This is a genomic window from Huintestinicola sp. (assembly GCF_051882455.1).
GTDB lineage: Bacteria > Bacillota > Clostridia > Oscillospirales > Ruminococcaceae > Huintestinicola.
Window position 1 is genome coordinate 15,220 of the sequence record NZ_JBJERV010000074.1, and the last position, 14,157, is coordinate 29,376.

At 49.9% G+C, this 14,157-nt stretch carries 15 protein-coding genes; 4 read left to right on the forward strand and 11 right to left on the reverse strand.

The features are described from left to right. Position 1: 1 nt before the first annotated feature. A complete protein-coding gene (locus ACI4J0_RS09705) occupies positions 2-1,051 on the reverse strand; it encodes an MATE family efflux transporter (protein ID WP_439765609.1) in 1,050 nt (349 codons plus the stop codon). Between ACI4J0_RS09705 and ACI4J0_RS09710 the strand changes: the two genes are divergently transcribed. Continuing rightward, entirely contained in the window at positions 987-1,160 is a 174-nt protein-coding gene (locus ACI4J0_RS09710) for a helix-turn-helix domain-containing protein (RefSeq protein ID WP_439765610.1), read from the forward strand. The two genes, ACI4J0_RS09705 and ACI4J0_RS09710, sit on opposite strands and share 65 nt — an antisense overlap. A gap of 23 nt (positions 1,161-1,183) precedes the next feature. On the opposite strand, the gene ACI4J0_RS09715 is transcribed toward ACI4J0_RS09710, so the two are convergent. The 10 genes from ACI4J0_RS09715 to ACI4J0_RS09760 form a co-directional block, all read right to left on the reverse strand. Continuing rightward, a complete protein-coding gene (locus ACI4J0_RS09715; RefSeq protein WP_439765611.1) occupies positions 1,184-1,771 on the reverse strand; it encodes a thiamine phosphate synthase in 588 nt (195 codons plus the stop codon). Continuing rightward, positions 1,764-2,915 (reverse strand): 2-iminoacetate synthase ThiH, encoded by a 1,152-nt coding sequence (gene thiH, locus ACI4J0_RS09720; RefSeq protein ID WP_439765612.1) that lies wholly within the window; start codon positions 2,913-2,915, stop codon positions 1,764-1,766. The genes ACI4J0_RS09715 and thiH overlap by 8 nt, the downstream gene beginning before the upstream one ends. Positions 2,916-2,946: 31 nt before the next feature. Continuing rightward, entirely contained in the window at positions 2,947-3,291 is a 345-nt protein-coding gene (locus ACI4J0_RS09725) for a cupin domain-containing protein (protein ID WP_439765613.1), read from the reverse strand. An 18-nt stretch (positions 3,292-3,309) separates the two neighbouring features. Continuing rightward, positions 3,310-4,074 (reverse strand): thiazole synthase, encoded by a 765-nt coding sequence (locus tag ACI4J0_RS09730; protein WP_439765614.1) that lies wholly within the window; start codon positions 4,072-4,074, stop codon positions 3,310-3,312. Between the two features lie 40 nt (positions 4,075-4,114). After that, positions 4,115-4,312 carry a sulfur carrier protein ThiS gene (gene thiS / locus ACI4J0_RS09735; protein WP_439765615.1) on the reverse strand — a complete coding sequence of 66 codons (198 nt, stop codon included), beginning with the start codon at positions 4,310-4,312 and terminating at the stop codon, positions 4,115-4,117. Between the two features lie 147 nt (positions 4,313-4,459). Next, entirely contained in the window at positions 4,460-5,137 is a 678-nt protein-coding gene (locus tag ACI4J0_RS09740; RefSeq protein ID WP_439765616.1) for an ABC transporter ATP-binding protein, read from the reverse strand. Continuing rightward, on the reverse strand, positions 5,138-5,716 hold the full coding sequence (locus ACI4J0_RS09745) for a hypothetical protein (RefSeq protein WP_439765617.1): 579 nt from the start codon (positions 5,714-5,716) through the stop codon (positions 5,138-5,140). Between the two features lie 19 nt (positions 5,717-5,735). Next, positions 5,736-7,112: an ABC transporter permease gene (locus ACI4J0_RS09750; RefSeq protein WP_439765618.1), complete on the reverse strand. Its 1,377-nt coding sequence runs from the start codon at positions 7,110-7,112 to the stop codon at positions 5,736-5,738. 23 nt (positions 7,113-7,135) lie between these two features. Further along, positions 7,136-9,181 (reverse strand): efflux RND transporter periplasmic adaptor subunit, encoded by a 2,046-nt coding sequence (locus tag ACI4J0_RS09755; RefSeq protein WP_439765619.1) that lies wholly within the window; start codon positions 9,179-9,181, stop codon positions 7,136-7,138. Positions 9,182-9,337: 156 nt separating this feature from the next. Continuing rightward, the gene (locus ACI4J0_RS09760; RefSeq protein WP_439765620.1) at positions 9,338-10,234 is read right to left on the reverse strand and encodes a hypothetical protein; all 897 of its coding nucleotides are present in this window, start codon (positions 10,232-10,234) and stop codon (positions 9,338-9,340) included. A gap of 337 nt (positions 10,235-10,571) precedes the next feature. Here ACI4J0_RS09760 and ACI4J0_RS09765 point away from each other — a divergent pair, with 337 nt between their 5' ends. The 3 genes from ACI4J0_RS09765 to mutL form a co-directional block, all read left to right on the forward strand. Then, positions 10,572-10,982, forward strand: coding sequence for a YlbF family regulator (locus tag ACI4J0_RS09765; RefSeq protein WP_439765621.1), 411 nt, complete (start codon positions 10,572-10,574; stop codon positions 10,980-10,982). 115 nt (positions 10,983-11,097) lie between these two features. Continuing rightward, positions 11,098-13,725 (forward strand): DNA mismatch repair protein MutS, encoded by a 2,628-nt coding sequence (mutS, locus tag ACI4J0_RS09770; protein ID WP_439765622.1) that lies wholly within the window; start codon positions 11,098-11,100, stop codon positions 13,723-13,725. 32 nt (positions 13,726-13,757) lie between these two features. Further along, on the forward strand, positions 13,758-14,157 hold a 400-nt coding region (gene mutL / locus ACI4J0_RS09775), incomplete at its 3' end, for a DNA mismatch repair endonuclease MutL (RefSeq protein ID WP_439765623.1).

Below are 14,157 nucleotides of genomic sequence, written 5' to 3' on the forward strand. Positions count from 1 at the left end.
TTTATTCGGAGCCGCACTTTTTTCGTATCAGTACAAAATAAGCCGTCATATTCAGAAAGAGCGCTCCTGCCCAGGCTGCGGCGTCGGCATAGGCTGTGGCTATGAAGCCAAATTTCGGGATAAGGACATATACTGCCGCCAGTCTGAATACCATTTCAAGTATTCCCGATATCATCGGGACGGTGGGGCAGCCCATTCCCTGAACGGCGTTTCGGAAAATAAAATTACAGTTTACTCCTATAAGCGTGAAGCCCAGGACTCCGATATATTCCGAGGTGAATTTTACCGCATTTTCCCCGCTTAGCATAAGGCTTGCAAGCTGTGACGGGAAGATGTGCATTATAAGACCGAGAATTATGTAGGAAAGAAATGCTATGACAAGCCCCAGGACAACGCCTGCTTTTATTCTGTCGAATTTTTTTGCGCCGAAGTTTTGTCCAGTAAATGCGGATATTGTTAAGCCTGCGGTGATAGAAGGCAGCATAAACAGGTTGAGATATTTGCTGCAGACCGAATATGCCGATGTATAGTCAACGCCAAGCTTATTGATGTACGATTGCATTATAATACAGCCAACAGCGGTGAGAGAGTTCATAAACGCCATAGGCAAGCCGTTTTTAAGAAGCTGAAGGCAGATCTTAAAATCCTTTGAATAGTCTTTCGTTCCGAATTTCATTATTTCTGTTTTTCGTATTTTTTGAATGCATATCACGACCGAGACAAGCTGAGAGGTCACGGTTGCGGCGGCGGCACCTGCAACGCCCGTTTTTAAAACGAAAATGAAAAGAATGTCAAGCAGGATATTTATTGTGGAGGAGATGATTATTGCTTTAAAGGGCGTTTTGCTGTCCCCCAGGGCGCGGAGTATCCCCGAACAGAGATCGTATGAGACGGTAACGGCAAGCCCTCCGAAAATTATCCTGCCGTATATCAGCGTATCATTCAATATTGAAGAGTCGGTCTGCATTATGCGCAGTATGGCTTTTATGAATACCAAGGCAAAAATTTCAACTGCCTGCGACCTTTTAAGAAATACAAGTCTCAGGTACATCGAAATTGCCTATTCGCTGGGATTTTCAACTCAAAGTATGTTTATCAGGACTTTTAAATGCGAAACGGGGCTTACTCCGAAAAAATACAGGGAGCAAAATTGGGTATGAGCGCCGGGTATTTTGAAGCTGTATTATGGGCAGTTCTTTATTTTTTCTATGATATCCCCCGGCTCCTTCGCTTTCATAAGCCCCGACATCAGGCAGACGCCCGAGGCTCCCGCCGATTTCACGAGGGGGGCGTTTTCGGGGGTGATGCCGCCTATGGCGTAGACGGGGATATGGACGGTCTCACATATTTCTCTGAGAAAATCCGTTCCCCTTGGGGGGAGGTCTTTTTTGCAGTCGGTGGGGAAAATGTGTCCTGCGGTGATGTAGGAGGCTCCCGTTTGCTCCGCAAGCTTTGCTTCATCGAGGGAATGGACGGACACGCCTACGGTCTCAAAGCCTTCGCCCTTGCCCGATATAAGATCGGCATATGACAGGTGTATGGCTTTGCAGTCAAGCTGTTTTGCGGTTTTCGTAAAGGTGTGGAGGGACAGGGGAGTATTGTATTTTCCGCATATTTTTATTACCCTTTCTGCAAGGGCTTCGTATTCCGATCCTGTGAGTGATTTTTCCCTGAGTATCACTCTGTCGATATCTGCGGCGCACAGTTTTTCAAGCTGTTTGGGGAAGTCCTCAGCCGCTGACATCTGTGTTACGCATATTACCTTAAACATAGATATAATCATGCATTACGGGCTGGAGTCCCATTTCTTCAATGGCTTTGTACACCTCTGAAACGGTTCTGGGGTCGGATATCTCAAACTGCTCGTCTCCCTTGTCGGCGGAGTCGCTGTGCTCGCCTATTCCCACGTTTACTCCTGCGGATATTTTCGTGGCGGCAAGCTTTATGACATTGTTGCGGAAACGCTCACATTCTCTGGTGGAGATGGTTATGCTTGCGTAGGGCAGGAATATGCGGTAGGCGCATATCACCTGCAGCAGCTGTCTTTCGCCCACGTCACGGGGATTTATGGTCTCGTCCGCTTTGGTGGGGCGAAGTCTGGGGCAGGACATGGCTATTTCCGCGTGGGGGTATTTTTTCTGGATAAGGTGGGCGTGATAGCCTGCGGCAAAGGCGTCCTTTCGGAAATCGTCAAGTCCTAAGAGGGCGGCGAAGCCTATTCCTCTCATTCCGCCCATTACCGCTCTTTCCTGGGCGTTTATGCGGTAGGGGAATATGCGCTTGTGTCCGCCTAAATGGAGCTGCTCGTATTTATCCGAATTATAGGTCTCCTGAAATACGGTGACAAAATCTGCGCCGCATTCGTGGAGATATTTATATTCGTCCGAGTTCATTGGATAGACCTCAAGTCCCACTACGCGAAAATATTTGCTTGCTATTTTGCAGGCTTCTCCGATGTATTCCACATCGGAATATTTGCGGCTCTCGCCTGTGAGGATAAGTATTTCCTGCAGTCCCGAGGCTGAAATTGCCTGCATTTCCTTTTCTATCTCTTCGGCGTTGAGCCTTGCGCGCTTTATCTTATTCTTGCAGTTAAATCCGCAGTAGACGCACTGGTTTTCGCAGTAGTTTGCGATGTAGAGGGGGGTGAACATATATACGGAATTTCCGAAATGCTTCATTCTTTCGCTCATCGCCTTCCGGGCTATTTCCTCAAGAAACGGCTCGGCGGCGGGGGAGAGGAGCGCCATATAGTTTTCGGGGGTGCAGATGTCGCTGTCGAGGGCGTTCCTTACATCGGCGGCGGTGAAGCTTTCGGGGGTGTAGCCGTTCATGGCGGATATCACCTCGTCTTGTATCTCCGAGCCGATATTTTCCATTCCTTCAAGGTATTTCATATGATCTATGCGAGACATTTTATTTTCATTACTTCCTTTCCCGGGAACATCATTCTTCGTAAAGATCGCCGCTGTTTTCTTTATTAAGCGTTCCGTCAAGCTCTATCATCAGGAATTTTGACAGGGCTTTGACTACAGGGCGGTGCCTTGTTCCTTTCGGAACGATTATAAATTGTCCTTCTGAAACGGGGATAAGTCCCTCGTCGGTCTCAAGCTCAAAGCTGCCCTCGATAACATAAAACAGCTCGTCCGAGTTTTCGTGAACGTGGAAATCAAGGGTGCGGTTTTCAACGTTTACCACGCTGAGAACATTTCCGTTCAGTCTGCCGACTTTTTCATATACATAAAGTTTTCCGATGGAGTCGGCTTTTTTTAGCAGGTCAACAGGTGTCATTTTTCATTCTCCTTTTTTTCAGTCGTGCAGAAATCCGGTGAGGGGGGAGGAGGCACTGGCGGTCTCTCTTACCCGTCCCGTTTTGGCAAGGTATGCCGTTCTGCCTGCTTCTATGGCTTTTCTGAAGGCTTCTGCCATTGCGGGGATGTTTCCTGCGGTGGCGATGGCGGTGTTTGCCATTACTGCGGCGGCACCCATTTCCATTACCTCGCACGCCTGCGATGGCTTGCCTATGCCTGCATCAACTATTATGGGCAGGTCTATCTCATCAATGAGTATCCTTATGAAGTCTTTGGTGCAGAGTCCTCTGTTGGTGCCGATGGGTGCGGCGAGGGGCATTACTGCGGCGGCTCCTGCATTTACAAGGTCTCTTGCGGCGTTGAGGTCGGGGTACATATAGGGGAGGACCACAAAGCCTTCCTTTGCAAGGATCTCTGTTGCCTTGATGGTCTCGTAATTGTCGGGGAGGAGATATTTTGAGTCTCTGATGACTTCTATCTTCACGAAATCTCCGCAGCCAAGCTCCCTTGAAAGCCTTGCGATGCGCACCGCTTCCTCGGCGTTTCTTGCTCCCGAGGTATTGGGGAGAAGGGTCACGCCTTCGGGGATATAATCGAGGATATTTGCCGCTCCGCCGCTGTTTGCACGTCTGAGCGCAAGGGTGATCATCTGTGCGCCTGCGTTTTCCACTGCTGCTTTTATGAGGTCAAGGGAATATTTTCCCGAGCCTAAAATAAATCTTGAGGTGAACTCATGTCCGCCTAAAATAAGCTTATCTTCCATTTTTTTGATACTGCCTTTCTTTAAGTATTGGCGTGCCTAATCAGCCGCCGCCCATAAATTCAACTATCTCGATATCGTCCGAGGAGGCTATGACGGTCTTGTCATGATCTGCTTTCGGGAGTATCTCGCCGTTGTATTCGACTGCTATCCTGCCTGCATGGTAGCCTGCACTCAGGATATATTCGGAGAGGGTCTTTCCGTCCGCTTCGGGAACGCTTTTGCCGCAGATAACTGCCATTTTTTTATCCGTCCTTTCACATAAAAAATCAAAAAGGGCGCACGAAAGCCGGCACCCGCGGTGGTGCCCCCCTTCGTGCGCCTGCAATCATCATTACAAGTGACTCTTTTATTATATTATCACACTTTCTGAGTTTTGTCAAGTGATTTATTCCTCGAAAAGCTCACCGTCCACTATCCTTACGATGCGCCCTGCGTTCTGTGCCACATTCAGGTCGTGGGTTATCATAACGATGGTGTGTCCCTTTTCGTTAAGCTCACGGAAAAGCTTCAGTACTTCCTTTCCCGTTGCGCTGTCAAGGGCGCCTGTGGGCTCGTCGGCAAGGAGTATTTTCGGGTCCCCCACAAGGGCTCTGGCAATGGCTGCCCGCTGCTGCTGACCGCCCGAAAGCTCCGCAGGCTTATGGTCCATCCGCTCCCCCATTCCAAGCTGGATAAGCCTCTCTCTTGCGGTCATTTCCGCCTGCGCCGCCGTTTCCCCTCTGATAAGCAGGGGCATCATTACGTTTCTGAGAATGGTGTATTTTGAGATAAGGTGGTATTTCTGGAAAATAAAGCCGATGTACTCGTTTCTCACATCGGTGAGCATATTGTCGTTCATTGAATGGATCGCCTGACCCGAGAGGTAATATTCTCCCTCGTCAAAGCTGTCCATACAGCCGATTATGTTCATAAGGGTGGATTTTCCCGAGCCCGAGGGACCGAGGATCGCAAGAAATTCTCCCTCGTTTACCGTAAGGCTTATGCCTTTGAGGACGTTCAGAACATTCCCGCCCATTTTGTAGCTCTTTTTTATGCCGCTCATACGGATAACAGGCTCGCTCAATCAGCTCACCTCCGCTGCGCATACCACGCCCTGCTCGTTTACCGTCAGGGTGATAACGGTGCCTGCGGTGACGCCCGAATAGTCGGTGCTGCGTCCGCTGAGACCGTCTATGGGCATTCCTACGGGGAGAATGTACTGCGCTTCTTCACCTGTTTTCTGAACAGATGAGCCGCCCTTTCGTCCTCCCGATCTTCCGCCCATTTCGGGTCTTTCGCCGCCAAAATCGGGCTTTTCTCCGCCTCGCTCGGGCATTCCGCCTTCGGGAGGAGTGATATCGCCGTCAGGCATATTTCCGTCAAACTGTGGAGGTTCGCCGCCCATTTCCGGCATATCTCCGCCCTGTTCGGGAGCCTGTGCATTATCCGCAGAGACTGTTCCGAGAGCCAGGGTTATGCGGTTCCCTGTTATTTTGGTGACCTCTCCCGATACGGTCTTGTCCGTTTCCTTGGGGACATAGTTATTGACCGCCGCTGTTTCGGCAGGGAAATTTTCCCTTTCGTTATTCTCCGAGCAGCCCGAAAATGCTGTGCTGTACAGGGCGAGGACTGCAAGGATCAAAAATAAATTCTTTCTGTTCATTTTCAAAAATTCTCCTTAATTATTCGCTGCCCAGCGCTTCTATGGGTGTGAGCCTTGAAGCCTTGAGGGCGGGGTAAAATCCGAAAAGAGTTCCCGTTATCACCGCAAATACAAGCGATAATACTCCTGCCATTGCCACAGGCTCCGCTCTTGTTCCCGTAAGCTCCACCGCGGGGATAAGCACATAGCCGAGGCCGACTCCCACCGCTCCTCCGAAAAGGGCGATGGCTCCCGCTTCAAGAAGAAATTCTCCCAGGATAACGCCCTTTTTGCAGCCAAGCGCCTTCAGGAGACCGATCTCTCCCGTACGCTCCTTGACCGTTACGAAAAGCACATTCATTATGCCGATGCCGCCTACGATAAAGACGATGGACGCTACGGCGATAAGCAGGGTCTGGAGCGTGTTTGCCGATTTCTGCGCCGCTTCCATCTCGCTGCCTGCGTCGGTAACGGTGAACTTTCCGTCGGGATAATTCTGGGTAAGCACCGCTTCGATATTCTCCATTACGCTCTGTACTTCGTTTACGTCCGATGCGACTGCGGATATTTTCGGCTCTATACTGCTGCCGAACACGTATTTTTTCGCTGTGGAATAGGGGATGTATATGGCTTCATCGGGGCTTATTCCCGAGGAGACCGTTCCCATTGAGCTGAGAACGCCTATGACCTCGTAATTCTTTCCTTCGATGGAAACATAGTCCCCAGCTGCAAGATAAGCAGCTCCGAATATGCTCTGAGCGGTCTTGTAGCCTAAGACGCACACCTTGGAGCAGTCCTCCTCGGCGTCCTCGTCAAAAAAGCTGCCGTACTGCACTGTGAGGTTTGATATTTCCGCATACTCGGGGGCGACTCCCACCGCTGTATAGGTGGTCTCCTCTTCAAGGTCTCCGCCCTCTACTGCCGCATCTCCGCTGGCGAGTATGGATATGGACTCTATACCCGGAACTACTGCGGAAATGTCCTCCACGTCCTCCTCCGTAAGGGTCACGCCACCTGTTCTTGAGGGCTCAAAGGAGCCTTTTCCTCCACCGCTGCCCGAACGTCCGCCGCCTGAGGGCGCTCCTCCTCCGAAACTCGGCATACCGCCGCCCGAGGGCATCTGTCCGCCGCCGAAATCAGGCATACCGCTGCTGTTTCCGCCTCCGGGAGGGGCTCCGAAGCCCTGCATCATACCCTCCATTATGGCGTCTGCGCTTTGTCCTGCGGAGACCTCTATTGCGCCTGCGCTGAGGTTTTTGAACTGCTCGGCTACGTCCATCTTGCCCCCCTGTCCCACGGCTATGACAAGCACGATGGTGGCTGAGCCTGCCACTATTCCGAGAGAGGTAAGGGCGCATTTCGATCTGCTTGAAAATATATTTACAAATACCATTCGCAAAAGCTCTGAAAGCCGCATATGAGTGTCCTTCCTTCTTAGGGTTATTTTCCTGCAAGCTCTATCTCCGCAAGCACCTTGTCTCCTGCCAGAACGCCTTCTTTTATCTCAACGTATCTGCCGTCTGAGAAGCCTGTTACTACCTCTTTTTCGGTTATCTGACCGTTTTCATCGTACATTTTTACGTAGGAAACGCCGTCTCTGAAGGTTATGGCATTGACATTCGTGTACATAACATCGCTGACGCCGCCCTCGATAAAGGTTATCTCACCCGACATTCCCTCACGGACGTTAAGTCCGCTTTCGTCCTCAAGCTTTACGGTGACGGTGTATGTTACCGAGCCCGAGGAGCGGGCAGGCTCTGCGGAAATGGTGTCGATATGTCCGTCAAAGGTCTTGTTTTCGTATGCGGTAAGGCTGACGGAGCATTCCATATCCGTTTCAAGAGAGGTGATGTCCTCCTCGGAAACGGAGGCGGAGAGGTACACATATCTTGTGTCGAGAATGGTGATAAGGCTGTTGTTCGCCATAACACTGCTGCCTTCGGAGACGTTAACGGAGGATATCATACCGTCACATTCCGCATAAACTACGCCGTCATCGGAAACGCTCTCGCAGAAATCGTTATATTCCTCCAGAGCCTTGTCATAATTTTTCTGTGCCTTTTCCGTCTCGCTTTCGATGGAAGCGACGGTGCGGTCGTAAACTGCCTGTGCGGACTCTGCCTGCGCAAGCGCTGAATCTGCCTGCTGACGGGCTTTCAGAAGGTCGCCTTCCTCGCCTGCTGCGGCTGTTTCAATGGAAAGCTCCGCCTCGGCAATGCTGTCTGTGAGGGCGTCTATCCTCTCGTCAATGGTCTCATCGTCGTTCTGACCGTAAATTTCGGTGAAATCCGCTTTTTCGTCCTCGTACTGCTCACGGCAGTCGGAAACTTCCTCGTTAAATTCGTCAAGCTGCTTTTTGTATGCCTGAGTTATTTTTTCATGGGCGGAACAGGTCTTCTTAGCTTCGGATATCCTGCTTTCATATTCCTCTATCTTATCGCTTATCTGACTGTCAAGATTTTGGTAATAGCCCGAATATGCCACGTTTGCGGAGTTATAGGCATTGCTTGCGCTGTCAAGAGCTGCCTTTGCCTGGGAAAGCTTTTCGGCAAGGTCAGTGGCAGAACCGCTGCTTGATGACGTTCCCGAGCTGCTGTCCGAGCTGTTTTCGGAGGTTATGGTGATATCCGAATTGGAAGAAGCTTTTTCGTAATTTTCAAGGGCGGTCTCGTAGTCCTCAAGAGCCTTGTCATATGCCGCTTTTGCTTCCTCGTAGTTCTTTTTCAGCTCCGTCAGACGGTCGGAGGTATCGGATATCTTTTCGATGTATTCGTCATACTCGCTTTGTATTTCGTCAAGGACCGATGAATTTTCATCGTCTGTTTTCTGATAAGACTTGTAGATGTTTTCCATTTCCTTGTACTTTGCTTCATACTCTTCAAGCTTATCTTCGTATTTGCAAAGCTCTGCGTAGTCATCGGGATAGGTCTCTTTCATTGACCTGTATTCTTCAAGCTCCTTTTTCAGGCTCTCAAGCTGCTTCTCCGAGGACTGCTTTGATGCGCTGTTTTTTGTCAGGTACAGGTCATAATCCGTTTCGGCTGAGCTTCCGCTTGCAAGTGAGCTTTCAAGAGTCTGCTTTGCTTCAAGGAGCTTTGTGCTCCGGTCAAGCTTTGCGGCTTCAAGCTCCAGCTGCGCTGACTTTACTGCGCTTTCAAGCTCATATTTTGCCTCCGCTATATCCTCGGGGGAAAGCTTGAGCAGAGGGTCGCCCTCTTTTACGGTCCTGCCTTCCTTTACATATACCTCGTTTACCTCTGCTGAGCAGGGGAAGGTCACATATGTATGCTCGATGGAGACCGTTCCGCTTTCCTCGGCTCCCACGGTGATATCTCCCTTTGAGACGGTGTATTCGCGATAGCTTGTTTCTTCGCTTGCGTCTGCGGATGCCGAGGCTCCCGCAAATGCTGCCGCTCCCGCTCCTGCTGCAAGAAGAACGGCTGCTGCGGCTATGATATGCTTTTTATGGCTTTTGTTTGTTTTCACGGCTATCTTCCTTTCCATGTTTGTGATTTAAATGATAACCGCAAAAGCTTAAATCTACCTTAAAGCTTTATGCTTTTCACCAAACTTTCATAAAAGAAAAAGCAGCACTGTCGGAATAGTCCGATAATGCTGCTCTGAGAGAGTATGATATTTTCCTTAATTTTTCTGTGCGGTAACTGTTACCTGCGAGCTTCCCGAGGTCACTTCTATATATATCGTCTGCTCTGCTTCAAGCTCTAAGGTAAGCTCAAAGCCGCCCTCGGTATTGTCGGAGGTCGCAAGAGCCTCTGCAAAGCTTGAGGAGGAATAGACAGCGGCTATATCGTATCCGTCGCTTTCGGAGCGGAAGGTGTAGGAGCCTGCCTCGGGAGCGGTAAAGCCGCAGTACATTGCCTCGGTATCCTCGCTGTATGTCAGTACGGCAGGGGTCTCGGCAGTAAGCTCTGTCATATTCTCACTTATCATTTCACTGAGAATTACTCCGAAGGTATCTTCGAGAAGGCTTTTGTTCATAGACTCCGCTATCTTCGGGCTGCCCTCCTTGGCAAAGTACATATTCATGGATTCTTCCTCAAAAGCAAGAGCGGTCCTGATAAGATCGGTGTCCTCAGCTGTAAATTTCAGCACATCTGCTCCCAGGGTCTCCTCGTCTCCTGTAATGGTGATGCCGCTGTCGGAGGCTGTCCATGCTGCGGATGCGTTTTCGCCGTATGCGCTGATATCAACAGTCCCGCCGTCCTTGATATCCAGGATAAAGGAATTTTCGGCGGTAAGCTCCGATATCTCCATATCCTTCAGGGACATTGCCAGGGTTATTCCATCGGAGGTCATATCTGTGCTGATAAAATACCATTTTCCAATGAAGGAAAAATCGGAAGTATCTGCTTCAGGGACGCTTTCTTCCGTTTCAAAGGCGACAGGCTCGGCAGATGTTTCCGTAACATTCCCGGAGGAAACGGTCTCGGAGGAGGTATCCTCTGCCTTATTGTCTGAGCAGGCAGCAAGGGAAAAAGCCATTAAAAGTGCGGTTATCGCAGAAAGGGATTTTTTCATGGTAAGCTTTGCCTTTCAAGTTTATTTTCACATAACCTGTGAATTATTTATTGATATTGTAGCATATATGACTTGCTTTGTCAATGGATATTTATGCGTGGAGGGAAATGATAAATATGAAAATTCACAAAAAATGCCATGCTCGCCGATATTTCCGACAGTATTTGTATTGCAGAAAATGCTGCGAAGAGTTATAATAACAACAGAAAAAGTTTTTCGCCGGGGCTGCGGGATATGCTTGTCTTATATTTGACAAAATGGACTTTTTGTGGTATAATAAACTATTAACTGTCAAAGGATAGTAATATTAAAATATAATCAGAAAGGTTGTTTTAAAATGAACGTTATCGAAGCGGCAAGAGCACTCGGAAAGGCACTTCAGGAGGACCCCAGATATATAGCATATGCGGCTGCAAAGCTTGCAAATGACAAGGACGAGGAGCTTCAGAAGAATATCACCGATTTTAACGTGAAGAAGATGGAGCTCAACACGGAAATGGCTAAGGAAAACAAGGACACCGATGCCATTACGGCTCTCAACAACGAGCTCAACAGACTTTACGCTGCTGTTGTGACAAATCCCAAGATGATGGCTTTTGAGGCTGCAAAGTCCGATATGGACGGTATCCTCGACAGCATCAACTATATCGTTACCGCTGCCGCAAACGGCGATGACCCCATGACCTGCCCCGAGTCAAATCCCGTTTCCTGCACAGGAAGCTGTTCTTCCTGCGGCGGCTGTCATTAAAAGAGACAAGAGCTTTCAGAAGCAAGAAGCAAGAAATTCGGACGGCAAGCCGTCCGTCAGACTTGCTTTCTTGTTTCCTTTGGCGAGAAATTTTTTGAAAGGGAATGGTCGGAAGATGAACGTTGACCGCAGCACACTTTCTCCTATGATGCAGCAGTATTTTGACGTTAAGGACAGATATCCCGGGCATATCGTGTTCTTTCGTCTGGGAGATTTTTATGAAATGTTTTTCGATGACGCGGTGGTTGTCTCAAAGGCTCTCGAGCTTACGCTCACAGGCAGAGACTGCGGACAGGAGGAACGCGCTCCCATGTGCGGCATACCCTACCACAGCGCTGAGATCTACATAAAAAAGCTTATCGACTTAGGCTACAGGGTGGCTATCTGCGAGCAGATGGAGGACCCGAAGCTGGTCAAGGGGCTTGTAAAGCGGGACGTTATCAGGATAGTCACCCCCGGAACTCTCACCGAAAGCAATCTTCTTGACGACTCTAAAAATAATTTCATCGCAGCGCTGTACGTTCACGGGGGAGCGGCTTCCGTATGCTTTGCGGACATCTCCACGGGAACGGCGGAGCTTTTTACCCATAAGGACAAGTCTGCCGGTGAGCTTTCAGAGGCGCTTATCAACGAGATATCCCGTTTTTCACCTGCGGAGCTGCTTGTAAATTCCGAAGCGGCGGGACTTACTCAGGTGATGGATTTTATCCGCACGCGAATGGAGCTTAACGAAACGGTTCTTGAAGAGGACAAATTTGACAGGGAGCTTCATCTTGGCACTCTCCTTGCACAGTTTTCCGCCGAGAGCCTTTCGGATATGAATGTGGACGAAAGCGACAAATGCGCAGTTGCCGCCCTATGCGGACTTTTCTATTACATAAGCGACACCCAGCGCGCGGCGGTGGGAAGATTTACCGAGCTTGTTACCTATTCGGACAAGCGGTTTATGGAGATCGACCTTACCGCAAGGAGAAATCTTGAGCTTACCGAAACTCTGCGAAACAAGGAAAAGCGGGGCAGTCTCATCTGGGTCCTTGACCGCACCCGCACCTCAATGGGCAAGAGACTCCTTAAATCCTACATCGAGCAGCCTCTTTTGAAGCCTGCCGCCATTATCGACAGGCTGGACGCGGTTGAGGAGCTTTACAACGACCCCGTTTTGCAGGGAGAGCTGGGAGATGCCCTTGAGGGCGTTTACGACCTTGAGCGCCTTATGACGAGGGTGGTCTACAAGACTGCAAATCCCAGAGATATCAAGGCGCTTGCCCATACGGCTGAGCAGATGCCCCGTATCAAGGCTCTTCTCGGAAATGTAAGGACAAATCTCCTCAAAGGTCTTGAGGGGAAGCTGCACGAGCTGAAAGAGATAGCCGCACTTGTGGACAATGCCATTTCCGATGACCCTCCTCCGGTTGTGAAGGACGGGGGAGTTATCAAGGATGGCTTCAATGCGGAGCTTGACAGGCTCAGAGGCATTATCAAGGGCGGCAAGGGCATTATCGATGAGATAGAGGCAAGAGAAAAGGAAAAAACAGGTATTAAAAACCTCAAGATAGGCTATAACAGGGTATTCGGATATTATATCGAGGTCACAAAATCCTATTATGACCTTGTTCCCGCGGAATACATACGCAAGCAGACCCTTGCAAACTGCGAGAGATTTATCACCGACGAGCTGAAAAAAGCTGAGGAGGAAATTGCGGGAGCAAGCGAGAAAACTCTCGTGATGGAAGCGGAGATATTTGCGGAGGTGCGCGATTTTATCGGCTCAAGGCTCGCAGAGGTGCAGGAGACCGCTCAGGCTGCTGCGGCGCTTGACGTTTTCTGCTCCTTTGCGGAGGTATCCATGAGAAATCGCTATGTGAAGCCCGATATCGTAATTGACGGAACTCTCGACATCAAGGGGGGCAGGCACCCCGTTGTGGAGCAGATGATAACCGGCGAGATGTATGTTCCCAATGACGTTTATCTTGACACCGACAGCCGCAGAATGGCTATTATAACGGGTCCAAATATGTCGGGTAAATCCACATTTATGAGACAAACTGCCCTTATCGTCCTTATGGCGCAGATAGGCTGCTTTGTGCCTGCGGACAGCGCAAGGATATCCATAGTTGACCGCATTTTCACCCGTGTGGGAGCCTCCGACGACCTTACTGCGGGACAGTCCACCTTTATGGTGGAGATGAGCGAGGTGGCTGACATCTTGAAGCACGCCACCAAGCAGAGCCTTGTTATCCTTGACGAGGTGGGCAGAGGTACCTCCACCTTTGACGGAATAAGCATTGCAACGGCGGTGGCTGAATACATCGCAAACAAGAAAAAGATAGGCTGCAAGACCCTTTTTGCCACCCATTACCACGAGCTTATCGGGCTTGAGGGCAGGGTCGAGGGAGTTAACAATTACAGCGTTGCTGTTAAAAAGTACGGCGAGAGCATTAAATTTTTACGCAAGATAGTTGAGGGCGGCGTTGACGACAGCTACGGAATTGAAGTTGCAAAGCTTGCGGGACTGCCCAAGGGGGTTATTTCCCGAGCCAAGGAGCTGCTTTCCGAGATGGAAGCCGAAAAGTATGCTCAGAGCGGAGCCCCAAAGAAGCAGGAGGAAGAGCAGCAGATATCCTTCGGCTCAATGAAGGAAGAGCAGGTGCTTTCAAGGCTTCGTAAAACCAATCCCGACGAGTATTCGCCAAGAGACGCAATGCTTTTGCTGCAGGAGCTTTGCGATATGCTGAATGGGTAAAATAGAACGATAAATTATTCGGAGGTGAAAAAATGCCAAGGGTACACGTGCTTGACAAGGAGCTTGCGGAGCTTATTGCCGCAGGCGAGGTGATAGAACGCCCCAGCTCCGTAATAAAGGAGCTGGTGGAAAACTCCATTGACAGCGGCGCCACCGCCATTACGGTGGAAATAAAACAGGGGGGGATCACCTACATAAGAATAACCGACAACGGCTGCGGTATCGCCCACGAGGACGTGCCTGTGGCGTTTCTCCGACACGCCACAAGCAAGCTGAATGTAAAGGATGACCTTTCGAAGATACTGACTCTCGGTTTCCGCGGAGAAGCCCTTGCCTCTATCTGCGCCGTGGCGAAATGCGAGGTCATAACCAAGACCAAGGACGAGGAATACGGCACCCACTACATCATCGAGGGCACCGAGGAAAAGCTTA